Genomic DNA, 25,627 nt, shown 5'->3' with positions numbered 1-25,627 from the left:
TTACCGGGTCAACTACTGTCCCAATCCCAGCTCCAGCACGCTGAAGCCGTTCGGACGATAGACCGTTAGTATCAACTCCGTTACAGGAGCATCAGGCAGCTTGAGGCTTAGGGTGAGGACCTCTCCCGGCTGCATATCAGGAATCACCTGTGCTGCTCCTTCCACGCCATCTGTAGACAGTGTTACATAATAACCCTGCACAGCATAACTGGGAATATCCTTCCGGCATTTCAGGGTAATTTCAAGCTCACGTTCCTTCAGCACAGGGGCATCTGCGAGCAGGAGCGGTGAAGCTATCTCACGCAAGGCGGCAAAAGAGGGCTTCACCCGGTTATGCACATCCACCGAACCATGAACCCGCTGCTTCCATCTTCCCTGCCCGTCTTCTCCCATTTGCGTGCGGTAATCATTCAGACTGAAAAAGATCAGGGCTGCAAACTGGGGATACTTGCGGTATAGCTCTGTTTTGTGTATAAGGATCTCTGTTCTTCTAGGGTCTCCGCCTTCGTAGACCGGCTCGCATAGGCCATATTCAGCCACCACCACCGGCTTATCCGGGTAATCGGCCAGAATCTGCCGGATAACCTCATCCTCATCCAGCTCGCCGTGCCAGGTTCCGATATAGTCATTCCACATCAACAGATCCCCGGCTCCCGTAGCATCACTACACGGCTGCAAGTGGACCGTGTTGCTCACATAGTTAATCAGCCGCTGTGAATCCAGCTTATTGATCTCCTGCTTCAGCTGCTCCATGTACCGGAGGGTAGTCTCCGACTGCCCGTCCAGCTCATTCCCCATCCCCCAGGCGAAGATACACGGATGATGGGAATGGCCGCGGATCATCTCCTTCGCCTGGGATAAGGCTACCGCGAACGTGTGCTGATCCGGCTCCGCCGGCTGCTGCCAATGCGGGATTTCCTCCTGCACAAGAATGCCGTTGTGGTCACACCAGTCCAGCAGCTCATTGCCCTGCTGCCAGTGGAAGCGCGTGATCACAGCATTCGCCTCCTTCAGCCGCTCCAGCATCGCACTGAGATCCTCCCGCTTCTCGGCCATGCCAACCACAGGGTTAGAACCCGGCATCCATTCTGCGCCCATCAGGCGGACAGGCTCGCGGTTCAGCCATAGCTCTTGCCCTTTGACCACAATCTCGCGGAACCCGAAATTGACGGTTACCTCGTCATGAAGCTGTCCGCCCTCATGGATAGTGAGCTGAAGCTGGTAGAGGTGCGGGTGATCGAAATGCCACAGCTCTACCGGTAACCACTCCATCTCTGCAAGTTGCCAGTCCGCGCATTGCGGAGGCAGGGGGCGGTGATCCTCCCAGATTTGTGCTCCGTCCTTGAAAATAGCGGCCCCTATTGTTGCTGAAGCAGAGGGTCCGCATAGCTGCACTTCTGCCAGCAACCGGCCGGACGCCTGCTGGTGCCCGGATCCAAACCGGACTTCCGGGAAGACGCGGATATGCTTGACGGCCGTTTGCCCGGTCACTATAAGCTGTACAGGCCGGATGATCCCTCCATCATCCGCCCAGTCGAAGCTTAAGTCTTGCGGAAGCGCCTGAGCGGACGGGGAATTATCCGCTTTTACCGTAATCCGGTTCTCCTTGCCATGCAGAATATGCGCAGTCACCTCCAGCTCAAAGGCAGTATACCCTGAGTTGACATGCGAACCAGCCTTGCGGCCATTGACCCAGACTACCACATCACGGTAGACGGCTTCAAAATGCAGGCGGAACCGGCTGCTGCTCCACGCCTCAGGAATACTGATGCTATACTCATACCACCCGGCCCCCCGGTGCTCCTCCAGACCTTCCTCCACATTCCAGGTATGCGGAACCGCAACCTTCCTTGGGGCTGGCAAGCCTGTAATCTGCCATTCCTCATGCTCCCCTATACCTGCTGTGTCCGCCTGAAAACACCAGTCTTCGTCCAGAATAATCGTATGCCGTCCTGTTGTATGCATATTATATTGTCCCCCATCTGCTTAGAATTGTCCCCGGTTCAGGGCACTGCCGGCCATCCGTCTGTGAACCCCGGCTCCCTGATGATTAGGGTCCAGGTCAAGGGCTAGATCCAGCTCTGATACCGCTGCTTCATACCGGCCCAGCCCGAGAAGCCCGAGGCCCCGCATATAGCGGCAATGAATGACATTGCGCCGGTTAAGGTCATCCTCAAACACCAGGAAATCCGGCAGCGACACAGCGAAATAATCCAGCTTGATATCGTCGAAGAGATGACGCTCGGCATAATCAATCAATCGATTGAAGCGGCGTTTCGCCTCCATCGGCTCCTGAAGCCTCAGCCAGGCCAGCCCCTGGTAGAAAATCATCTCCGGCGGCTGGTCATTGTAGAACACTGCACTTGCCGGCTCCGACAGACCTTGTGAGGCCGCCCTGTAGCAGCGCTCAGCCTCTTCTTCCTGCTGAAGCCCTTCGTATACCCGGCCAAGAGCATAATGAATATTATTCTCCTGCGCCCCTTCCAGCCTCCCTTCGCCCAGATTATGCGGATAGGCCAGTGCCAGCCGGAAATGCTCAAGCGCGGCTTCAAATTGCCCGATATCCAGCGCCTGTCTGCCAAGGCCGCTGTGGGCGAATTGGTATTGCCCGGTCACCTTACCCTCTCCTCCCTCCCAGGGATGGAAGTTACGCGAGCTTAATGCCCTAACCGCTTCGTCATAGCGCTCAAGCTGGTTAAGCAGCGTAACATATTCGATATACAGATCATCCCGCTGCGCCACCAAATTGCACTGTGCCTCTAGATGACCCAGTCGTTCCCCGGCAGACCAGGCGAGCTTCTTGCACAGCTGATCCAGCTCATACAGAATCCGCGCATCCTGCGGCGCACAGGCGAAGGCCTGCTCCAGTGAAGCAAGCGCCGCCTCAGGATTATTCTGCTTGTTGTAATAGGCCAGGGCCAAATTGCGGTGAACGATGGCGAAATCCCCTCTCAGTTCACGCGAACGTTCCCAGCTCGCCGCCGCTTCCTCCGGCCGCTTCTTGTCATAATAGAGATTGCCGAGATAGTAGTGGGCCTTATCATCCAGGGGATTCGCCCGAATGGCGCTTAACAGCCAGTCAAGCTCGGACAGCGTGTTCGGGAAGCAGTGCAGCGGACAGGCCGCTTGCCCCTTGCTACGGGCCTCCCGTGCCTGCTCGCCTTGTCCCGTACGTTCATAACATTCGCCAAGGGCATAATGCAGCATTGGATAGACCGATTCGGATTCTAATTCTAGTCCGGGTTCAGATTGAGGGTCGGATCTGCCCCGCTGGGCCCCTCTCTCTCCTACAGCAAGAGCTTCCGCATACAGTCCGCAGCCTATATAATCCGCCATAAGATTAAGGTAGTTGTGTGCGTCACCACGCATAAGCCGCTCTAATTCTATCAGCGCCTCTTCTGCCGCAGCAGGGTCATCCAGTGCTGCAAGAGCCAGGACAAGTTCGTTATAGGCGCCAAAATCAGCAGGATCAAGCTGCACAGTCTCACTGGCGAATCCTCTCGCCTGCTGCGGCCGGCCAAGTCTGCGCAGGAGAGCAGACCTCAGATTCCTCGCCTTATAATTACGCGCATTGCCGATCAGCGAACGCTCCACCAGCTCCAGCGACTCGGTATACCGGCCCCGCTGGCAGGCAATCTGAGCAAGTGAGAAATACCCCGCATCCTGCCAGGCTGCCGACCATACCGCCTTGTAATAAGCGGCAAAAGCCTCATCCAGACGGTTCTGGCCGCGCAGGGCAACCCCCAACTGGTAATAGGCTTCGCTGTCATACGGGTTAGGATTACGCGAGGTCAGACGTTCAATGGCGCGGCGGAACAAGGGCTCACTCTGCGCATATTGCCCGCGGCGGAGCAGCAGCGTTCCATACGCTACATTCAGCCGGATATCCCCGCAGTCCCGCTTAAGCCCCTCCAGATAATAGGCCTCCGGCTCAAAGGTGGCATGCCGGTACTGCTCCAGATGCAGGCCGGCCAGATATAGCTCCTCTGTTGAACGCAGCTCTTCCGGCGCTGCCAGCGGCTTCGCCGCCTCGGGGATGCGCTCGATCTCCGGCCGCTTCGGCTGATAGGCGACCAGCAGCCTGCCCTCTGCACTATGGACCGTCAGCTTGAGGTTATGCTCCTGCTCTCCATGGTGCAGTATGACCGTACGCTCTATAGCCTCTGCCGGGGACAAATCTGCAGTCTCCCGCAGATACTCGCCAGCGGCACCGCTTAAGCGGATAACAGCCTGTGCAAGCTGTGAGGTCACGTATACCTTCACCACCGCCTGAGCTGATACCGCATCAACTTCCAGATTGACCGCAGCGTCTACCGAGGCATTTTTCACCAGACCGATGCCTTTATACGGCATGAAATACTGGATGAAGCTCTTCTCCTCATACGGCTGCAGCCAGGTGAAGTCAGGCTGATTATCGGTGTACACGCCCGTCATGAGTTCAATATAAGGCCCGTCTTCATCGGTCAGCTGGCGGTCCCAGGCCTGACCGAACTCCCCGTTCCCCCAGGTCCATTGCTTCTTTCCCGGTGAGATATGATGATCAGCCACATGCAGCAGCCCCGCCTGGACGCCGTGATCATATCCGCCGACGAAATTATAATCCGACTTATAGGCCATATAAGAGGTCGGAACCGGAATATTCTTGTAGCGGGAGATGTCCACGCCTTCCGAATAATCCTGTTTGTAGTAGGTACCGGTCGCAATAGGGAACCGTGATACATCCCTTTTTCCATGGTCGAAGACGGCTGTAACATCAGGCGGAAAAACAGACTGCGTCTGATCATTGACCGCAACCGCCGGATTGGCCCACCAGAGGAAGGTCTGCGCCTGCGGCGTCCGGTTATAGCACTGGGCCCGGGCCTCCAAATAGGCTCTCCCTGGATAGAGTCTGAATGCAGCGGTAACCTTCGTCCCGTACATCCGGTCAATCTCGCTCACCCATACGGCAGCGCTCCCATCCAGAGCAGCCTCAAGCTTATATTCTACGGGCCCGAACGTATTCGGGCGGTGATGCTGCGGCCAGTTGAACTCAATGCCCCCGGAGATCCAGGGACCCGCAAGGCCGACCAGCGCAGGCTTGATTACGCGGTTATAGTAGACAAAATCATAGTTATTCGTCTTGTCCAGCGCCCGGTAGATCCGCCCTCCAAGCTCCGGCATGATCTCTATGCGCAGATATTCATTCTCCAGAATAATCAGCTTGTACACCCTATCCTGCTTCACATCCGAGATGCTCTCGATCACGGGATGAGGGTATACACGCCCCGAGCTCCCCTGATAGACTCTTTTCTCCAGAAACATAGGATTTGGATCAGCAGCCCCCGCTTCATAGGTTGGTATAATCACACAGGTCTCCCGTACCTGCACCCGGTCCGCGTTGTCCGCGTTGCCCGCATTATACGTGTTGTCCCCATTGCCAGCGAAGTCTGTGTTCCCCCCGCCTGCCTCCGGCATCTTACCGCTACCTGTATGCTTCATCCCTTCACTGCCTCCCTTGACTTGATAGTTCTACTCTAGCCCCTGGCCGGGAAGGTTCCAATTGACGAAATGCGGGAAGTGATGGATTATATTCTTATTCTGTGCAAGATTGTTTACATACTATCTGTTAGGGGGAGCCCGCGTGAATCAGGGTCATATCCGCAAGCCGGAAGGGTTTGTCGAGGAGAAGCTGTATGTGCTGCCTGAATATTGGATGAAGGAGCTGGAGCAGGAGGAGTTGACCGCGTCCTTGTTCATTACGGACATCGGGTACTTTCCAAATGCCCGGTATCATTTCAGGGAACGCCTCGAAGGCAGCCCGTCGCATATCTTGATCTTATGTGAAGCTGGGGAGGGTTGGGTGGAGCTGAACCACGGGGAGCAGATGAACATGCAGCCGGGGGATATGGTCATTATTCCTCCAGGCACCCCGCATCGGTACGGGGCCATGCAGGAGAATCCATGGAGCATTTACTGGTTCCATTTCAAAGGAAGCCATGCCGACCGGCTGGTGAAGCTGTTCGGATTGTCCGGCGCCCCCCTTGCCCTAGCCCCGAGCGGCAAGGCCCGGCTTATCGACTGGTTCGTCCCTGCCTACGAGCTGCTGGCTGAGCGGACCTATGCCCTGGCTACCCATGTGCACATCGCCCAGACGGTTAGGCAGCTGCTCTCCGGGATTGGCCTGAGTACCGGGAAATCAGCTCAGGAGAAGAAGCGGGAGACGTATCTGGAACAGGCGATCCAGTATATGAACGGACGGCTGGGCAGCACCCTCACCCTGCCTGAGCTGGCTAAGCATGCCGGCGTATCGAAGCAGCATCTGATCTATATTTTCAACGCTGGGACCGGCGTCTCCCCGATTGAGTATTTCCTGCGGCTCAAAATCCAGCGCGCAGGCCATCTGCTCGATCTTACCGAACTCAGCATTAAGGAGGTCGGCGCTGCCGTAGGGATCAATGACCCTTATTACTTCTCCCGGCTATTCAAGCGAATCTCCGGCTTCTCTCCCTCCAGCTACCGCCGCATTCCGAAGGGCTGAGGCCATGCCCGCTGCACTCCTGAGATCCACATCTGTAAGCACTACTAATTGAAGCCTTTGTCATTTCCGGAAAAGAGTGAACCGGCTCCGCCCCTGCTTCCGCCGACGCCAGAACCGGTACCCTCTGCGGACCATTTCCAGAATCAGACGGGGAACCGGAAATACCCGGCGGGAAGCCACCGGCTGGTACAACCGGTAATACAACCGCTTATAATCCTCCCACATACTGCAATCATCATCCTTCAGGAAATCCGAGACATCTACAATCAGTCCCCGGCCCTCCCGGAGCATCACATTCTTGGCGTGGATATCATGCGGGCGCAGTCCCCGGGATCTGGCATACTGAAGCGCGTTGTCAATGTCTTCAATAGCCTGTCCGGTAATGAGAATGCCGCGTTGCATGGAATCGTAGAAGGTGACTCCGCCCAGCCTTTTGAGGACCAGGAAATCTGCTCCGGCATAATAGCATTCCGAGAAGGCTGGATGCTGCCCAAGGCGGCGGTACACCTCAGCTTCTTCCTCAATGCCCGGCCTGCCCGGCGCGTAAATCTTCACTGCGTATTCCTCTGCTCCCTGACGGCAGAAGACAGCCGCGTAATTTCCGGTTCCGAGCACCCTCCAGAGCCTCCCTACACCGCTGACCTTCACCGGCTCCAGCGGATTCACGCTTTCTATTTCAACCTGTCCCAGCAGCTCGCCTGTGATCTGCTCCAGCAGCTTGTCCATCCTTCTCACCCCGCAGCTCAAGTTCAGTAATGACTCTATTCACCCAGTGTACGCTATTCCCCGGCGATCAGCCAATCTTGCCGGTAAGCATGGCAAAGAACCGGACAGTGGCTCCCCGGTTCTTCGTATACCGCCCCTTAGAGCTATGCCAAATGAATGACCTCATGCTCTTCCGCACTCCGGTAGGTCCCGAATACAAGCTCCAACGTCTTCAGATTATCTTCGCCGCTCGTCTGGAATTCCTCACCCGTGTTCAGGCATTCAATGAAATGCGACTGCAGCCGGTAATGGCTCTCTTCAAAATCAAGGCCGTTCTTCTCCGACACAACCGTCTCGGCCCCGCTGTTATCAATCAGGCTGAGTGTACCGCTGCTGTACAGCTTGATCGTTGCCTGATCGCCTTCAATAATCAGCTGTTCCTTATGGTCCGGCAGCACAGGCAGCGTGAGCTTGCCCGGCAAATTCTGCCGGGTGGCCCAGCTCATATCCATTAAGCCCATGTAATCCTCGTAACCGAGGGTAATCAACCCGGCATCCTCCCCGGTAATATACGGGCTGACCTTCCGGGTCTCCGCATAGAGCCGCTTCGGTTCCCCGAACAGGAAGCGCCACGTATCATACCAGTGAACCCCCATCTCATAGAACAGCAGCTTCGGCATCTCCCGGAAGAACGGCTGCGGCAGCTCATTCTCCGGGGCAAACCGCGGTGAATAATAATCCGTATGGATATAGCGGATCGTCTGGAGCCGTCCTGCCGTTCCCTCATCCAGCAGCTTGCGGATAGCCTGAATCGGCTGCAGCCAGCGCCAGTTCTCTGTAACCATCAGCCGGACGCCCGCAGCATGGGCTGTTTCCACCATCTCACAGGCTTCCTCCATAGAACGGGCAAACGGCTTCTGGCACAGGATATGCTTCCCGGACCGTGCAGCCAGTCCGACCAGCTCGGGATGGGTATCCGGCGCGGTAATAATATCCACTATATCCAGCTCCGCAGAAGACAGCATGTCTTCCAGCGTGGAGTACAGCATGTCCCGGGGAATTCCGTATGCCACACCCTTACTGTGCAGCTTGTCCGAATCCAGGTCGCACAGGCCTTGAATCTGAACGCCGGGGATACGCTGCCATGCCTGCAGATGCTTATCTGACCAATACCCGGCGCCCACAACACCAACCTTCCACATCTTATTTCGCCTCCAGGTCTTGCTCTTCGTGCAGGCGCGTCATTCTCAACGCCATATAAGTCCGTCCCGGCAGATCGACCCTGAAGGTTCCCTGATAGCTACCCGCAAGCTCCTCCACCGTCATGTTCCAGGTATCCAGCAGCTCCACCTTATAGCGGATCTCCGGGTTCATGGTAAACTGGCGGAAGCCCGGCCGGTTGAACCCGAAATAATACAGATAATATTCGTCCTCCACCCCGGCTCTGGGCAGATCCCAATCCGAAGACAGCGGGTTCAGTCCCTCTGAAGGCCCTTCCTCCAGCACACGGCGCAGAAAAGCAATCCGCTCAGGACTCGTGCCATACAGCCGGCCGCCCTTGGCCCACCAGAGCTTATCCTCCGGGTGCAGGTAGGTTTCCCCATGTCCGACATATCCTCCACGGACCGCGCCTTCCCAGAAGCGCCGGACCATCTCTTCCCCGGTAATATTTCCCCAGCCATGCTCGATATTGCCCTCGTAGACACATTCATCGATCACGACAGGCTTATTCCAGCGCCGTCTCCATTCGTCTGTATTCTCGGAGGTCTTGTACACATCCACACGCTGAATACTGCAATGCGTAACCCAGGGCTGGTTGAAGTCATAGAAGGCAATACCGTTGTGGTTAGAGATCAGGTGCCCGTAAGGATCATACGACGTTACAATATGCGCATACCTCTCCCAATCGGCCAGCAGCTTGTTGCTCATGAAATCATATTCATTAGCCAGCGACCACCAGATATGGCGGTAAGCCGAGAGTCTGGCTACAAGGTACCGGAGATAGCGGTCATCCGCCTCTTTGCCCATATCTGCGAAGCCCCAGCGGTCATACGGGTGGAACAGAATCAGGTCAGCCTCGACGCCCAGCTCCCCAAGGTCTGCAATCCGCTCCTCCAGATGCTGGAAGAACGCCGGGTTGAACCGGCTGTAATCCCACCCTGCCTGGACCGAGCCTTCATAAGGATAGTACTCCGGTTCATTCTCGTTATAGGAGTAGGATTTCGGGAACACGCACATTCTTATTTTGTTAAAAGAAGACGCTTTCAGCGTATCCAGCGTCTGGCGCTCCATTTCATCCCCCTGATGGGTCCAGGCGTAGCAGGTGGTGCCGACAGGAAGATAGGGCGTTCCGTCCGCATAGGCAAAATGAAAGGTATTCCGCACCCGGACCGGACCATGATTCCCCCCTGCCGCCGCTATGCATTCCAGTTCCCCTTCAAGTCCATGCAGAGCAGGCTCATTGCTGCTGGTCCGGAACATCCACTTCCCCTGATGCTCCGGCATGAAGCGGATGCGGTACACCCCGTCTCCATCATAGAAGCCTAGAGCCAGAACCGAACGATCTCCCATCGAAAATTCCGCCTGCAGCGCTACCTCCGTAAACGGATTGCCCCCAGCCGGGCCTCCGTGCAGTACAATTTCACATACATCCCACTGTGAAGTCTGGTCCGGCACCGATACGGAGACCCTCCCCTGGAATGCTTCAGCCTGCCCTGCTTCCTTCGGATTAGCCATAAGTCCTGCTCCCTTCTGTATGAATCCTTAGATATACAATTAGCAACATCGAACTAAACACTAACTAAACAAAACCAGATCATTTAACTATACAACTATTCTAAATCAATCCTACATCACCTTATAATTATCGTCAACGTTATCATTTTCAGCTAAACAACACTAAACAAACGAACTAAAAACCTGGTTCATTGCTAAAATCTGTGCCTTCCCTTACACTAAACATACTTAAGCTACGATGCTGAATGGAGGTCTTGTCATTGAATATGGAGGAGCTTGCCCGGCTGGCCGGGGTCTCCAAAGGGGCCGTCTCGCTGGCGCTGAACGGGAAGCCGGGGGTCAGTACGGAGACACGCGGGCGAATCCTGCGCCTGGCGGAGACCTATGGATATACCGGCAGGGGAAGAGCGGCCGCCGCTGAGGCGAACCCCACCACCTTGCGGTTCCTGGTGTTCACCAATGCCGGGCTGGTTCATGAGGAGTACTATCAGCAGCCCTTCTTCCGGGAGCTGATTCATCATATCGAGGAACGCTGCCGGATGGGGGGCTACAGTCTGATATTCTCCGCGCTTGAAGAGAAGAACTATGAGCAGGGCATTCAATCAGTGATGGAGGAGCCCACCAGCGGCGTGATTCTGCTCGGGACCAGCCTGGATGCGGCCAGAATAGCCGATATTGCGGACAAGCTGCCCGGCTTGATCGTGCTGGACACCTGCTTCGATGCGCTGCCTGTCCATTTTGTCGAGATCAACAATTATATGGGGGCTTATCAGGCAGGCACCTATCTGACCGGCCACGGGCACCGGAGAATCGGTTATATCGCATCCGAAGAGCGGATTCATAACTTCGGGGAACGGCAGCGCGGGTTCATGGACGCCATGGCGGAGGCGCAGGTGGAGATTCCCCGGAGCAGCATGCTGGCGGTGCCGCCGACCTTATTTTCCTCTCAGGGGCCGTTACGGGATAAGCTGCAGCAGCTGAAAGACAGCGGACAGCCCTTTCCCACCGCCTTCTTCTGTGAATGTGATTACATCGCCATCAGCGCGATCAAGGCGCTCAGCGAGCTGGGCTTCTCCATCCCGGAGAATGTATCCGTCATCGGCTTCGATAATATCAATGAATCGCAGATTGTAGCCCCAGAGCTGACCACAGTTCATGTGGAGAAAGAACGGATGGCCGCATGGGCAGTCGATCTGTTCACCGCTTCTCTTCACCGGCAGCCCGCAGTCAGCACCAAGGTCAAAGTCGATACCCTCTTTATCGAGAGAGCTTCCTGCCGGCGGCTCGAACCCTCTGCGGATCATTAAGCTATATTCATCGAATATTTGCAAAAAAACAGGAGCCAGCCCTAACCGCCTAATCGCGGCTAAGGGGTTGGCTCCTGTTCCTGTTCCATGGCCCTGTTCTAGGGTCCTGTCCTATTCGTCCTGCTCTATTCGTCCAGCCAGGTACGCATCATCGATAACAGCTGTCCGCTGTTCACCGGCTTGGTAATATAATCTGAGCAGCCTGCTTCCAGGCACAGCTCCCGGTCCCCCTTCATCGCCTTGGCTGTAAGCGCAAGAATCGGGAGGTTCCCCCATTCCGGCTTCTCCCGGATCGCCCGGGTCGTCTCGTAGCCGTCCATTCCCGGCATCATGATGTCCATCAGGACAATTCCGATATCCGGCGTCTGCTCCAGCAGCGTGATCGCATCCTGGCCATTCTCTGCAGGGATCACCTTCATCTGATGGCGCTCCAGAATGGAGGTGAGCGCAAAGATGTTGCGGATATCATCATCCACTACAAGCACCTTTTTATACTCGATCATCTCATCCGATTGATACAGCTTCACCAGCTTGTCTCTGGAGAGCGGCGGCAGATTCTCTGCCTTGCGGTGCAGGGCGAGGGTGGATTCATCAATCAGCTGGGCATCCGATTTCACCTCTTTGAGCACCGCCATCTTCGCCAGCTCATCCCATTCGGTTTCTTCCTCCGGCGTCAGCTTCCGGTTCATCTGCACCAGCACGGGGATTCTCTTGTTCCTGGCGTTCTTGTACATCTCCCTGAGGAAGCGGATCAGATTCATGTCTGCCAGGCTGCTGTCCAGGACGATCGCATCGAACGTCTTGCTGTTCAACTGGTTCAAGGCTTTGCGCCCGGTCTCTACGGCGGTGAGCGTAAGATCCGGGTTGTCCAGCAGCTCGGCTATATGCTTGCGCTCCTGCTCATCCTGGACGGCGACCAGCAGATTAGCCGTGGCGTGATCCGCGAACCGGTTCAACCGGTCCAGCGCATTCTCCAGCTCCTCATTGGTCACGGGCTTGCGGAAATAATCGTAAGCCCCCTTCTGCAGCAGCAGCACCTCGTCTTCATCCACAGTCATCACACAGACCGGAATATGCCGCACTCCGATATCGTTCTTGAGCTGCTGAAGCACCAGCCAGCCATCCGTATCTCCGCCAAGATGCAGATCCAGCGTGATGGCCGACGGCTGGTATTTCTGAACCAGCTCCAGGACATCCCAGCCGCTGGTGGCGATTACCGCTTTAATTCCTTTTTTGTGGAGCATCCCCAGAATGATCTCGTTGAACTTCTGGTCATCCTCAACGATCAGGAACACCCGGTCTCCCGGTTCAATCTGATCGCGGTCATCCGCGAAGGGCTCCTCTTCCGGCCTTGCAAGGCTGCTTCTGCGTTTGGCCGGGGTGATATCAATGACCTCGGGAACATGAGCCTTCGGAGGCTCCGGTTCTGTGAATTCCGCTTCTGTCGGCAGGTACAGGTTAAATACACTGCCCTTGCCTACTTCGCTGTATAAGCTGATCTCTCCGCCGAGCATCTCGGCAATCTCGCGGGAGATGGCAAGCCCGAGACCCGTTCCGCCGTATTCCCGGTTCGTACTGCCATCCGCCTGCTGGAACGCTTCGAAGATAATCTGCTGCTTCTCCGCCGGAATGCCGATTCCCGTATCGCTTACCGAGAAGCAGATTACGGTTGTGGCCCGCTCAAGCGACTCCTTATCCGGGTGCCACCCGTCGGCCGCTTTGCGGATCTGCAGCATGATCTGTCCTTGCTCGGTGAACTTGAAGGCGTTCGACAGCAGGTTCTTCAGGATTTGCAGCAGACGCTTGGAATCCGTAGCGATGCTGGCCGGTACACCGGGATCAATCTTGATCCGGTAGTCGAGCTTCTTGGCATCCACCATATGGCGGAAGGTACGGTCCAGCCCATCCGTCAGCTCCGCCAGCGAGACTTCGCTGAAATCCGGCGTGATCGTGCCGGATTCGATTTTGGACAGATCGAGGATATCATTAATCAGGTTCAGCAGTTCCAGCCCGGAGTCCTGAATGGTCTTCGCGAACTTCACCTGCAGCTCATGCAGATTCTCATCCGGGTTCTCGGCCAGCTGTTCTGCCAGGAGCAGCAAGGAATTCAGCGGCGTGCGCAGCTCATGGGACATGTTCGCCAGGAATTCGGATTTGTACTTGGAGGTAAGGGCAAGCTGCTCCGCCTTCTCTTCCAGGTAACGCTTGGCTACCTCCACCTCATGGTTCTTGCTCTCCACCTCTGCCTTCTGCAGCACCAGCAGCTTCGCCTTATCCTCCAGCTCGTCATTCGTGCTCCGCAGCTCCAGCTGCTGCTTCTGCAGCTCCTCGGTGAGCGACTGGGACTGAATCAAGAGCTCCTCCGTACGCTGGTTCGCCTGCATCGTGTTGATCACACTGCCGATGGATTCAGTAAGCTGATCCAGGAAGGCGATGTCGATATCGCTGTAAGGCCGGAAGGTCGCCAGCTCCAGAATCGCCAGCACCTGATCCTCGAAGATGATCGGCAGCAGAATGATATTGAGCGGAGTGGCTTCGCCCAGTGCGGACGAGATCATCACATAATCGCCCGGAACATTAGTCAGCAGAATCCGCTGCTTCTCAATCAGGCACTGGCCAACCAGCCCCTGGCCCGCACGGAATTCATTCGCCAGATGCTTGCGGTTCTGATACGCATAGCTGGCGAACAGCTTCAGGACCGCCTCCCCGCCGGAGGGTTCATTAATATAGAAGACGCCATGCTGCATCGATACCAGCGGAGCCAGCTCGGACAGGATCATCCGGCTGACTGCATACAGATCACGCTGCCCCTGGAGCATCCGCGAGAACTTGGCCAGATTGGTCTTCAGCCAGTCCTGCTCGGTGTTGATGCGGGTCGTCTCCTTCAGATTACGGATCATCTCGTTGATGTTATCCTTGAGCGTGGCAACCTCCCCAGAGGCGGACACATCAATCGCCCGTGACAGATCGCCGTTGGTCACCGCTGTCGCCACATTGGTGATGGCCCGCACCTGTGTGGTTAGCGTACTCGCCATGTAATTGACGTTGTCGGTCAGATCACGCCAGGTACCTGCAGCCCCCGGCACGCTGGCCTGTCCGCCCAGCTTCCCTTCGGCTCCCACCTCGCGTGCCACGGTAGTCACCTGATCAGCGAAGGTGGCCAACGTCTCGATCATGTTATTGATCGTATCCGTCAGCTCGGCAATCTCACCCTTGGCTTCAACCGTCAGCTTCTGCTTCAGGTTACCGTTCGCCACCGCCGTCACGACCTTGGCGATGCCGCGCACCTGATCGGTCAGATTGGTCGCCATGATATTCACGTTGTCGGTCAGATCCTTCCAGATCCCTCCGACACCGCGCACCTGGGCCTGTCCGCCCAGCTTGCCGTCCGTGCCGACCTCGCTCGCTACACGCGTCACCTCGGAGGCGAACGAATTCAGCTGATCCACCATCGTGTTGATCGTGTTCTTCAGCTCAAGCAATTCGCCTTTGACATCCACCGTAATCTTCTTAGACAGATCCCCGTTCGCTACCGCCGTGGTTACACCGGCAATGTTGCGCATCTGAATCGTCAGGTTGCTCGCCATGAAGTTGACTGTATCGGTCAGGTCCTTCCAGGTCCCGGAGACATCCTTCACCTCGGCCTGTGCGCCCAGCTTACCATCCGTGCCCACCTCGCGCGCTACACGCGTCACCTCAGAGGCGAAGATCGAGAGCTGATCCACCATCGTGTTGATCGTATTTTTCAGCTCCAGAATCTCTCCCTTGACGTCTACGGTGATCTTCTTCGACAGGTCGCCCTTGGCTACCGCCGTGGTCACATCAGCAATATTACGCACCTGATCCGTCAGATTGCGGGCCATGTTATTTACGCCTTCGGTCAAGTCCTTCCAGGTGCCGCCAACCCCCTTCACCTGTGCCTGGCCGCCGAGCTTGCCGTCTGTACCCACCTCGCGCGCTACTCGCGTCACCTCGGAGGAGAACATGGAGAGCTGGTCCACCATTGTATTGATGGTGTTCTTCAGCTCCAGAATTTCGCCTTGCACATCCGCAGTGATTTTTTTGGACAGATCGCCGTTCGCCACCGCTGTCGTAACCACCGCAATGTTGCGCACCTGATTCGTCAGGTTGGACGCCATGTAGTTCACGCTCTCGGTCAAATCGCGCCAGGTCCCGGCTACACCCTTCACCTGCGCCTGCCCGCCCAGCATCCCTTCAGTGCCGACCTCACGCGCCACACGCGTCACCTCGGAAGCGAAGATCGATAGCTGCTCCACCATGGTGTTAATGGTGTTCTTCAGCTCCAGGATCTCGCCGGTCGCATTCACCGTAATCTGCTTGGACAGATCCCCCTTCGCCACGGCTGTCGTCACTTCAGCGATATTGCGCACCTGATCCGTCAGCGTACCCGCCATGAAGTTCACGCTGTCGGTCAGATCCTTCCAGGTCCCGGAGACGCCCTTCACATCGGCCTGTCCGCCGAGAATCCCTTCTGTTGATACCTCGCGCGCCACTCGCGTGACCTCGGAGGCGAAGTTGCTGAGCTGGTCCACCATGATATTAATGGTGCTTTTCAGCTCCAGAATCTCGCCCTTCGCATCGACGGTAATCGTCTTCGACAAGTCGCCCTTGGCTACCGCCGTAGTCACTTCCGCGATATTGCGCACCTGATTCGTTAAGTTGGACGCCATATAGTTGACGCTCTCAGTCAAATCCCGCCAGGTGCCGGACACACCCTTGACGTCAGCCTGCCCGCCGAGAATTCCTTCCGTACCCACCTCACGTGCCATTCGGGTGACCTCGGAAGCAAAGGTCGATAACTGATCCACCATCGTATTGATCGTGTTCTTCAGCTCCAGAATTTCACCCTGCACATCGGCCGTAATCTTCTTCGACAGATCGCCGTTGGCAACCGCCGTAGTCACCACCGCGATGTTCCGCACCTGATTCGTCAGGTTGGACGCCATATAGTTGACGCTCTCGGTCAAATCCCGCCAGGTGCCGGAGACATCCTTCACATCAGCCTGTCCGCCGAGCTTGCCTTCGGTCCCGACCTCACGCGCCACCCGGGTCACTTCGGAAGCGAACATGGAGAGCTGGTCCACCATCGTGTTGATCGTATTCTTCAGCTCCATGATTTCGCCACGCGCATTGACCGTAATCTGCTTCGACAAATCGCCGTTCGCTACGGCCGTGGTCACCGCCGCGATGTTGCGCACCTGATCCGTCAGATTCGTCGCCATATAATTGACGCTGTCGGTCAGATCCTTCCAGGTGCCGGAGACCCCCTTCACATCAGCCTGTCCGCCCAAAATACCTTCGGTACCGACCTCACGCGCCACGCGTGTAACCTCGGAGGCGAACGTGCTGAGCTGATTCACCATCCTATTAATATTGCTTGCCGTTCGCTGGAACTCGCCCGTAAGCGGCCGTCCTTCGATCGCCAGCTCCACCTGCTGGGACAGATCGCCCTTGGCTACGGCGTTAATCACCCGGACCATCTCGCTGGTCGGCTGAATCAGGTCAATCACCAGGCCGTTCAAGGAATCGGTCACCGTCTCCCAGGACCCGCCCAGATTCTTCTGCACGAACCGCCTGGACAGGTTCCCTTCCTTGCCGACCACTCTGGCCACCGTCTGAACCTCGTTCACCAGACTCTCCTGAATATCCATAATCTCGTTGAACGTATCCGCTACCTTACCAGCGAGCCCCGTCCGGTCATAAGGCATCCGGTGGGAGAAATTGCCCTTCTTCATCGCCATCAAGGCGCTCAGCAGTTCAGCGGCGTCTATTCCATCGCCCTGGTTTTCTTTGATTTGGTTGTCATCGCTCATAGTATCAACCCTGCCCCTTATTCAGCACGTATTTTTGCTCCAATCCAAGATGCTCACGAACGGCAATTGTAAAAACAAACGTAGCCCCGGGTTCCTCCGATGGCTCAACTCGGATGCTTCCACCCATCAGCTCCACCAGAGCTTTGCTGATCGATAAGCCAAGCCCCGTGCCTTCGAACCTGCGTGTGGTAGAGGCATCGAGCTGGGAGAAGGGCTGGAACAGCTCGCCGATTTTATCCGGGGGAATCCCGATTCCTGTGTCTCTGATTGTGAATTCTAGCGTAAGCTTCCCAGGCGGTCCCTCCATCTTGTTAACCATTATGTATATACTGCCTGCATGGGTGAACTTCACGGCGTTGCCCACGAGATTATTCAGTACCTGGCGGAGGCGGTTCACATCTCCCACCAGATCAAGCGGCACAGCAGGATCAATCTCCACCACCAGATCAAGCTTCTGCTCTCGGATCCTCGCGGTGAATAGAGCAACCGTCTCGCTCAGGCAGTCTTGCAGAGAGAACGGCGCCTCTTCCACCACCAGCTTCCCGGATTCCAGCTTGGAATAATCGAGAATCGGATTGATCACCGACAGAAGGGCATTGCTGCTCGTGTGGATAATCCCGGCCATCTCACAATATTCCTCCGGCAGATCCGAGGCCAGCAGCAGATCAGACATTCCGATGATCCCGTTCAGCGGCGTGCGGATTTCATGGCTCATCATCGCCAGGAATTCCGATTTTACCTTGGAGGCAATTTCGGCAGCTTCCTTCGCTTCCCTCAGCTCCTGATTTGTCCTCTCCAGCTGCCGTGCCTGCTGCTTGAGCATTTCGCTCTGGAGCTGCAGCCTCTTGTTCGCTTCATACATGCTGACGTAACCCTCAATCTTGGATTTGAACAGCTGCGGGACGAAGGGCTTCGTCATGTAATCCATCGCACCGACCGAGTAACCGGCGAAGATATCCTCCATCGTCGTACTATTAGCGGACATGAAAATAATCGGCACCACATGATTCTTCTCCCGGGTACGGATGAGGCGCGCCGTCTCCAGCCCGTCCATCCCCGGCATTTGCACATCCATCACGATGACGGCGAATTCCTCCTCCAGCAGACAGCGTAAAGCTTCAATCCCGGAATAGGCCCGAAACAACCGGTAAGGCGCTCCGCTGAGAACGGCCTCAAGGGCAAGCAGGTTCTCGGGATGATCGTCTACGAGCAGGATGTTGACCGGAAAATCCATGAGAACCCTCGCTTTCCAGGCTGTGGCTTGCTTACGTTTATATTTCGAAAATATAGCTTATATACCCAAAATTCCAAATCACGAAACTCAGGTCTGCTGGTAATTCACCGCTGTAATCAGGCAGTCCCGGCACAGAAAAGCATAATAAATACCCTCGTCCTCCGCCACCTGGCCCATATCCGCCTGCGCTGCAAAAGTCATCGTCTGTGCGCAGCAGGGACACGCCGGATAGTCCGCATCCTGAATCCAGGCCGGATGTCCTCCGATCTGCGAGGCCGGCGCCTCCAGCACCCAGTGTGCACTCTCATAAGTACCTGCCGGCTGTTCCGACAGCTGCATTACATGCCATGTGCTACACGCCAGTGCTCCTCCAGTATTGTCAGGCAGATATCCAGGAACAACATTATATTCACTCCATGCATAACCGCCCTCCAGATCAGCCTTCATATATACAGTGCCGTAACAGTTGCAGTGCATACAGGCTGCAATTCTTAGCCGCTTGCCGGGAAGCTCCATGAATCTAACCTGCGGATGCTGCAAATCGTAATCGAATAAGACGGTTAGCGCACCTCCGCACCAAGGACAGGCGCGCGTTCCTGTCTGGAGCATTTGAACCGCCGCCGGAGCACCAGGCGCTTCCGGAGTGTCTTCCCTGCTTACCAGGAAGGGATAACATTCAGAAGGGTACAGCTGCCTTTTGCCGCCTCCGGAATCCAGCTCCCAGCCTGCTTCAAGGGCATACATCTCGGGTGCCTGATATAACGCCGCAGCCCACTCCGGCGGGGAGTGCCGCCACTGCGCAAATAGCCTGACCACCTCTTCATCGCCAATCCAGGCCAGCGCCAGCAGCAGCAGATTACGGTTAGCCGGATCGGAATCCACCTGGGCAATGAGCCGGTCCCGGACCTTCGCGTCAGCACCCTTGAAGAGGATAGCAGGCGCATAATTCCCTGTGCGGAGGAGCATTTCCAGAGCCGGCCCAAGCCGTGTATCCGTGAAGCAGAGGAGTGACACCAGAATCATCTCCGCCTGGTCTATATCCTCTTCTTCCAATAAATGAACAGCGTAGCTCTCCATCCGATCTCTCTGTTCCTCCGTCAGATCATGATACAGCTCCTGTGCGGTCCGGGGGTACGGGACTTCCTTAATTAGCGGATCAGGCTTCCGCGGGCTATGCATAATGGTGAGAATTTCAACCGGATCATGGATACCGGCATACCTGTTCACCTCTTTGCGGTTCTGTTCAATATAAGCCTGTTTAGCCATCGCTTTCTTCTGCTGGTAGCAGGGCATACAGATGCCCCCGGTCTTCAGTGCGGTTGCAGGAAGAATCGTTCCCGTGCAGCCCGGGGTCTGGCAAGGCAGACGTTCGCTCATATCCTCTCTCTCCCTTCATGATCAGTACGCAGATTATGCCCTCATTATAATAGATGTAGACCTTCCGATCGAATGTAGACCCGCTCCCGCCTGCAAGGGACGAAATTCCAGAATCTAGAATACAGATTCAGCCTTAACCCTTGACTGTTCGCCCGCCATCTAAGATAATAACAACCTCTGCCGTAATCCATGCAGGACAAGACTAACATTGACAAGTGGAAACAGCTTTGCCGTCCTTTTAGGGATGGCACTGTTTCAGCGAGAAATAGAAGGATCATTTATAACGTGAAACCTATAAAACCTTATATTTCAAAGAAAAGGGGCGGTCGTCATCAGCTGGTTAAATGATCTCTACAAATTACAGAAGAAGGAGCCGGCCAAAGACGCCGAGCCTGCTCTGGTCAATGCCATCTTCCGCATGTATGACCGGTTCAAACGGCTCGGTCTCACCGAACGGCTCGGCCAGCAGGATATGTCGCTGGATATTGCCGACGCTTATATCCATGGCCGGAATGCAATGATTGAAGCCGGAGTCGGCATCGGCAAATCCTTCGCCTACCTGATTCCCGGCCTGCTCATTAACCAGCTCTCCCGGCAGCCGGTCATTATCGCCACCTCGTCCATCCAGCTCTCCGAACAGATCCATAAGGATCTGCGGTTCATCGGCAGCCGGCTCGGCTTCTCGATGGTCCGCTCTGTAGTCGGCAAGGGCATGGGGCAATATGCCTGCCGGTACCGGGCAGCGGACCTGTTCCCCTCCGGGGAGCCCGGTTCCCCGCTCACTGTACTCGCAGAAGGTATCCTGAATGCAGAAATCAACGAACGGGCAGATCTGAAGGGCGGGGTCAGTGATGCCTTGTGGTCTAACGTGTGTGTGACGGATTGCAAGTTCGAGCACTGCCACTACAAGCATACCTGCGCCTTCTATGACATGCGGGCCAAGATCAACGCCGGCCCGGGCGAGATGGATATCATCATCGTGAACCAGGACCTGCTGATCCGTGACCTCATTAAGAAAAAAGAAGGAACCAAGGGCCTGATCACCGAGGGGCCTGCGCTGATCATTATAGATGAAGCGCATAATCTGGAGGCCAAGGTCCGGGATGCCCAGACACTGGAATTCACCTTCCGGGGGACCTCACGGGTGCTGGAGGATGCCATGCAGCTGCTGTACAAGCAATCCGCAGACCGCAGCCTGATGAAGTCCTTCCAGTTCGTCCGGCGCTGCGCCAAAGAGCTGTTCAGACAGATAGAAGCAGACCTGCTGCATACGGCCAAGCAGGACACTGACCGGATTAAAGTATCGGCGATTACAGGAGTCCCGCTAGAGCAAGCTGTGCAGATTCTGCAGGAGTTCCGCCTCAGTCTCTCGGTCCTGACTTCCCGGCATGAGCGGGAGATCGACAATACCTTCGAAGCGGTTAACGGAATGATTGACCTCTTCCAGGTGCTTGCCGGGACAGAGGACAACTATCTGCTCTGGGCCAGCCAGCCCCGGGGAGAAGCTGCCGTCAGCATCTGCCCCAAGGGGATCAGCCAATTCCTGAAATACAGTCTATTTAGCGGCAAGACCTCTGTCATCCTGACCTCCGCAACCCTCAGCCAGTCCGGTGATACGCTTGCGGAGCAGTACGCTTATCTGTCCCGTTCACTGGGCTACAGGGGGGAGTATATGGAGCGTCAGGCTTCACCGTTCGATTATGACCACCATACGATGATGTATATTGCCAAGGACGTTCCTTACTATAACCACAACAACCGCGAAGCTTATCTGGAAGCGGCGTATAAGGAGCTGCTGCGGCTATGCAATGTAACGGACGGGCGGACGCTGGTGCTTTTTTCGGCCAAAGAGGATATGAAGTACATTCACAAGAAGCTGAGTGCTGAGAAGCTAAACTGGGCGCTGCATATGCAGCGGGAAGGCTCCTCCCAGGACGGGGTGATCACTGAGTTCCGGGCGAGTAAGGGCGTGCTGCTGAGTACCGGTGTGTTCTGGGAAGGCGTGAATATCGAGGGGGCGGATCTGTCGCATCTGATCGTCTTCCGGCTGCCATTCCCGGTTCCGGCCGATCCCGTCTACGAATACAAGGCTGCGCAGGCGGCGAATCCGCTTATGGAGGTCTACGTGCCGGACATGCTGCTCCGCCTGCGGCAAGGCACCGGGCGTCTAATCCGCAGCGAGACAGACCTCGGCGTGCTCAGCATTCTGGATTCCCGCCTGTCGGCAGGAGCCCGCAACCCGTACCGGGAGCAGGTCCTTGCCGCGCTGCCCTTCCCCAAGGTGACGGAGGAGTTCGGGGTGCTGGAGAGGTTTGTGCGTGAGAAGGGGATTCACCGGTGATCGGCGATCACCACTTCATCAGCCTACGGATCTCGGACGTTAATCTGTCTGCTGCTTTGCGGTGGGTCAGCTGGGAGGGATGGAAGTCAACGGCGTAGCCGTCCTCTTCGCGCTGTACCTCGAACTTCATCACTGAGATCCTGCTGTCGCCGGTTTCCTTGGTATAGCGGCCAACCGCTTGCTCTAGGACAGGATACAGCCTGTCTCCCATGATCCCGAGCGTACATAGAATGGTGGAATCGGGATTATTCCGTCTGACCTTTTGGAGAAAAGAGACATAGTTCTCTGCATAATCCGCCTGCTTGGCGGAGTCCTCCTTGGTGTACGAATCGTCGTTGGTCCCCAGATTAATGACGATCAGCTCCGGCGTGAATCTGCTGAAATCCCAAGGTGTCTCCTGAGGCAGCAGGCTGCCGCCGAACCTCCCTTCAGACTTGCCTACCCTCTCGTAATAATCGGGCAGAAGATGTGTGGTCAGCTTCTGATCATTTTCTGTATACCCGGTAATAATGCCGTATCCGCTGTAACACACCATACTGTAATCCGCACCAAGCTGCTCTGCGCTCAGGTAAGCATAGGCCTTTGTCACATCTTCTGTAGCCGTAGAAAAAGTATGTAGCGCCTCTTCATCATCCACACCATACCCGCAGGTAATGGAATCGCCGATGAATTCAATCGTATGCTGCGGAGATGGAGTCGGCATAATTCCGCCCTCGGCTTCCACCTCAATCTCGCTTATTCCAACCGTTGACATGGCCGCTTCAGACAGCTTCGTAATTCTTACAGTAACCTCTTGCGCGGTGTCGCTTTCGAACACTGTATAGGTTTTGCGCGGCTGATCCACCTGATCGTCTATCACCCGCCGGCCGTTAACGCTGATCCCGATCCGGGCCAGATTGTTGCCGGTTGCAGCAATATCATCGCCTTGCAGAGTGATCCGGGCCGCCCGGCCGTAGAAAGAGAATTCCACCCCGCCGCCGGAGAGCGCCAGCCACAGCACCTCCCCCATCCAGTGGGTGCGCCCGATAATTCTGACATGATGAGCTGCCGGTTTGTACGTTTGCATCTGGGACATTCCATAACCTTCCTTCTTTCGTTTCTATTCGTAACAGTAGCAAAGGTGCTTTATCTTGGCAATGAAGATTGTTTAGCAGTGCTTTTCATATAGCTGCTTAGGTTGGTGTGCTAAGATAATAAGTACTTGTCAAGAAAAAGGAGGATCTCCATGGACATCCCCAGAGGAACCTATGGCTTTCGCTTTGCCGAAGATAAGGAGCTGCAGCTGTGCGTATTGTTCGCCGCCGGTTATGATTCCGTCTCCGATCCCGCTTACCGCTGGGACGGTATGGAGCGCAGCGACGGCCCGCTGCTGCTGTTCCAGTACACCCTCTCCGGTGAGGGCGTGTTCGAGTCAGAGAACCGGACCTACCGGGTCCGGGCCGGACAGGCTCTGCTGGCGGAAATCCCGGGGCCGCACCGGTATTATTATCCGCCGGATGCGGCAGAGCCCTGGGAGTTTCTGTTCCTCCTGCTGCGCCCCAGCCTGATCTTGCCCCACTGGCGCAGATTCCTGCGCGAAGCGGGCGAGGTACCCCGGCTGCCCGCAGATTGTGCCCCTGTCCGGCTGGCGCGGATGATGGTAATGGATGCCGGAGCGGGCAGAATCTCCGATCCGCTGATCGCCTCGTCCAGCGTCTATCAATTCATGACCGAATTGACCCGAATGCAGGCAGCTACGCTGCGCGACAGGGACAACTGGTCAGAGAATATCAAGCGCGCCGCCGCATTCATCGAGCAGCATTATTCGCAGATGATCAGCATCGACCAGCTGTCGGAGCATGTCTCCCTGTCCAAGTATCATCTCATCCGCCGCTTCTCGGCCAGCACCGGCCATACGCCCGGCGCTTATCTGACCCGGGTCCGCACGGAGAAGGCGATGGAGCTGCTCCGGGGGACGAGCTTAAGTATTGAAGCCATTGCCCAGCAGATCGGCTACTCCAGCGGAAGCTACTTTATCAAGGCGTTCCGCAGCCTGACCGGACTGACACCGGGCGATTTCCGCAGCGGGGGCGAGAGCCTGACTTACCGCCAGCTCTTTTTTGACTAAGCGCAATATAGTGCTATTCGGCTTATAAGATTACTATAGATATTGGATTTATCCTTGATTATGATGGACTTATGAAGAGCAATAATCCATCTGACAAGGAGATTATACAATGAATCATAAGCTTGCAGCACCTGTCCCACCGCTGGGCTGGAACAGCTGGGATTGCTACGGCGCAGCCGTAACAGAAGCGGAAATCCGCGGCAATGCGGAATATATGGCCGAGCATCTTAAAGACTTCGGCTGGAGCTATATCACCGTTGACATCCAGTGGTATGAGCCTTGTGCCGTGTCCTCTCTGTATCGTCCCTTCGTCCCTCTAATCATGGATGAATACTCCCGGCTGATGCCTGCCGAGAACCGCTTCCCTTCGGCAGCGGGCGGACAGGGCTTCAAGCCGCTAGCCGACTATGTCCACAGCCTGGGACTGAAGTTCGGTATTCATATTATGCGCGGCATTCCGCGTCAGGCCGCCCATGCGGGAACTGCTATTCTGGGGACGGAGGCAACTGCCCGCGAGATCGCGCACACGAACTCCATCTGTCCGTGGAATACAGATATGTACGGTGTCGATGCATCTAAGGAAGGTGCTCAGGCCTACTACAATTCACTCTTTGAACTGTACGCCCAGTGGGGCGTCGATCTGGTCAAGGTGGATGACATCGCCGCCTCCAGACTGTACGATACCCATCAGCCGGAGATTGACCTGATCTCCCAGGCTATCGAGAACTGCGGCCGCCCGATGGTACTAAGTCTCTCACCCGGCCCTGCTCCGGTAGAATACGCACAACATTTCACCGGGCATGCCAACATGTGGCGCATCACGGATGACTTCTGGGACCGCTGGGAGCTGCTGCTGGACATGTTCAGCCGCTGCCGCAGCTGGCAGGGCGTCCCGCAGGCCGGCTCCTGGCCGGATTGTGATATGCTGCCGCTCGGCCACATCGGCGTCCGCTCCGTCGACGGCGGCGGGGATGACCGCTGGACCCGCTTCACCCGGGACGAGCAGCTGACGATGATGTCGCTGTGGAGTATTTTCCGTTCGCCGCTGATCTTCGGCGGTGAGCTGCGGGACAATGACGACTGGACCCTGTCCCTGCTCACCAACCGCGAGGTGCTGCGGATGCAGCGCGAGAGCCATGGCGCCAGGGAAGCCCTGTACCGCGATGAGCTGATCGTCTGGACCGCAGCTCATGACGACGGCACCCGGTATGCAGCCGTCTTCAACATTGGCAACAGTCCGCTGCCGGTCGACCTGAGCCTCGAAGAGATCGGCCTCGGCGGCGTGGCCGCAGGTACGGAGCTGTGGAGCCAGACGCCAGCTGAGCTTAGCGGCGGTGTGCTGCAAACTACCGTGCCTGCGCACGGGGTACGGTTATACAGCTTCTCGTAGGAGAAGCTAGGCAGAATTACTAATAGCCTGCGGGAATGGAGTAGTTCCATTCCCGCAGGCTATTTTTCAAACAATATAG

Annotated in this window: 14 protein-coding genes; 5 read left to right on the top strand and 9 right to left on the bottom strand. The window is 56.2% G+C overall.

The genetic code is table 11. The features are described from left to right. Positions 1-12 precede the first annotated feature (12 nt). The gene (locus tag NYE24_RS28190) at positions 13-1,965 is read right to left on the bottom strand and encodes a sugar-binding domain-containing protein (protein WP_342477202.1); all 1,953 of its coding nucleotides are present in this window, start codon (positions 1,963-1,965) and stop codon (positions 13-15) included. Positions 1,966-1,986: 21 nt separating this feature from the next. Continuing rightward, the gene (locus tag NYE24_RS28185; RefSeq protein ID WP_342477201.1) at positions 1,987-5,478 is read right to left on the bottom strand and encodes a DUF5107 domain-containing protein; all 3,492 of its coding nucleotides are present in this window, start codon (positions 5,476-5,478) and stop codon (positions 1,987-1,989) included. Positions 5,479-5,620: 142 nt separating this feature from the next. Here NYE24_RS28185 and NYE24_RS28180 point away from each other — a divergent pair, with 142 nt between their 5' ends. Continuing rightward, a complete protein-coding gene (locus NYE24_RS28180; protein WP_051493169.1) occupies positions 5,621-6,517 on the top strand; it encodes a helix-turn-helix domain-containing protein in 897 nt (298 codons plus the stop codon). Between the two features lie 60 nt (positions 6,518-6,577). On the opposite strand, the gene NYE24_RS28175 is transcribed toward NYE24_RS28180, so the two are convergent. The 3 genes from NYE24_RS28175 to NYE24_RS28165 form a co-directional block, all read right to left on the bottom strand. Continuing rightward, entirely contained in the window at positions 6,578-7,243 is a 666-nt protein-coding gene (locus NYE24_RS28175; RefSeq protein WP_036691020.1) for a serine/threonine-protein kinase, read from the bottom strand. A gap of 143 nt (positions 7,244-7,386) precedes the next feature. After that, positions 7,387-8,424, bottom strand: coding sequence for a Gfo/Idh/MocA family oxidoreductase (locus NYE24_RS28170; protein WP_036691022.1), 1,038 nt, complete (start codon positions 8,422-8,424; stop codon positions 7,387-7,389). 1 nt (position 8,425) lies between these two features. Then, the gene (locus NYE24_RS28165) at positions 8,426-9,958 is read right to left on the bottom strand and encodes a DUF5605 domain-containing protein (RefSeq protein WP_342477200.1); all 1,533 of its coding nucleotides are present in this window, start codon (positions 9,956-9,958) and stop codon (positions 8,426-8,428) included. A gap of 266 nt (positions 9,959-10,224) precedes the next feature. On the opposite strand from NYE24_RS28165, the gene NYE24_RS28160 reads away from it, so the two are divergent. Next, positions 10,225-11,265, top strand: coding sequence for a LacI family DNA-binding transcriptional regulator (locus NYE24_RS28160; RefSeq protein ID WP_342479313.1), 1,041 nt, complete (start codon positions 10,225-10,227; stop codon positions 11,263-11,265). A 125-nt stretch (positions 11,266-11,390) separates the two neighbouring features. On the opposite strand, the gene NYE24_RS28155 is transcribed toward NYE24_RS28160, so the two are convergent. From NYE24_RS28155 to NYE24_RS28145, 3 genes are all read right to left on the bottom strand, one after another. Further along, positions 11,391-17,099, bottom strand: a complete 5,709-nt coding sequence (locus NYE24_RS28155; protein WP_342477199.1) for a HAMP domain-containing protein — start codon at positions 17,097-17,099, stop codon at positions 11,391-11,393. A 4-nt stretch (positions 17,100-17,103) separates the two neighbouring features. Continuing rightward, positions 17,104-18,333, bottom strand: coding sequence for an ATP-binding protein (locus NYE24_RS28150; protein WP_342477198.1), 1,230 nt, complete (start codon positions 18,331-18,333; stop codon positions 17,104-17,106). An 87-nt stretch (positions 18,334-18,420) separates the two neighbouring features. Further along, a complete protein-coding gene (locus NYE24_RS28145; RefSeq protein WP_342477197.1) occupies positions 18,421-19,710 on the bottom strand; it encodes a DUF1963 domain-containing protein in 1,290 nt (429 codons plus the stop codon). A gap of 418 nt (positions 19,711-20,128) precedes the next feature. Here NYE24_RS28145 and NYE24_RS28140 point away from each other — a divergent pair, with 418 nt between their 5' ends. Continuing rightward, positions 20,129-22,051 carry an ATP-dependent DNA helicase gene (locus NYE24_RS28140; protein WP_342477196.1) on the top strand — a complete coding sequence of 641 codons (1,923 nt, stop codon included), beginning with the start codon at positions 20,129-20,131 and terminating at the stop codon, positions 22,049-22,051. Positions 22,052-22,058: 7 nt separating this feature from the next. Here NYE24_RS28140 and NYE24_RS28135 read toward each other — a convergent pair whose 3' ends face one another. Further along, positions 22,059-23,126 carry an SGNH/GDSL hydrolase family protein gene (locus NYE24_RS28135; protein WP_051493171.1) on the bottom strand — a complete coding sequence of 356 codons (1,068 nt, stop codon included), beginning with the start codon at positions 23,124-23,126 and terminating at the stop codon, positions 22,059-22,061. A gap of 150 nt (positions 23,127-23,276) precedes the next feature. Here NYE24_RS28135 and NYE24_RS28130 point away from each other — a divergent pair, with 150 nt between their 5' ends. Next, positions 23,277-24,158 (top strand): AraC family transcriptional regulator, encoded by an 882-nt coding sequence (locus NYE24_RS28130; RefSeq protein ID WP_036691037.1) that lies wholly within the window; start codon positions 23,277-23,279, stop codon positions 24,156-24,158. 109 nt (positions 24,159-24,267) lie between these two features. Continuing rightward, positions 24,268-25,548 (top strand): glycoside hydrolase family 27 protein, encoded by a 1,281-nt coding sequence (locus NYE24_RS28125; protein WP_342477195.1) that lies wholly within the window; start codon positions 24,268-24,270, stop codon positions 25,546-25,548. The last annotated feature ends 79 nt before the right edge of the window (positions 25,549-25,627 follow it).

The sequence above is a fragment of the Paenibacillus sp. FSL H7-0350 genome (assembly GCF_038593195.1).
In the GTDB taxonomy this organism is placed as follows: domain Bacteria; phylum Bacillota; class Bacilli; order Paenibacillales; family Paenibacillaceae; genus Paenibacillus_AQ.
The sequence above is the reverse complement of the archived record's forward strand: the minus strand, read 5'-3'. Positions and strand labels throughout refer to the sequence as shown.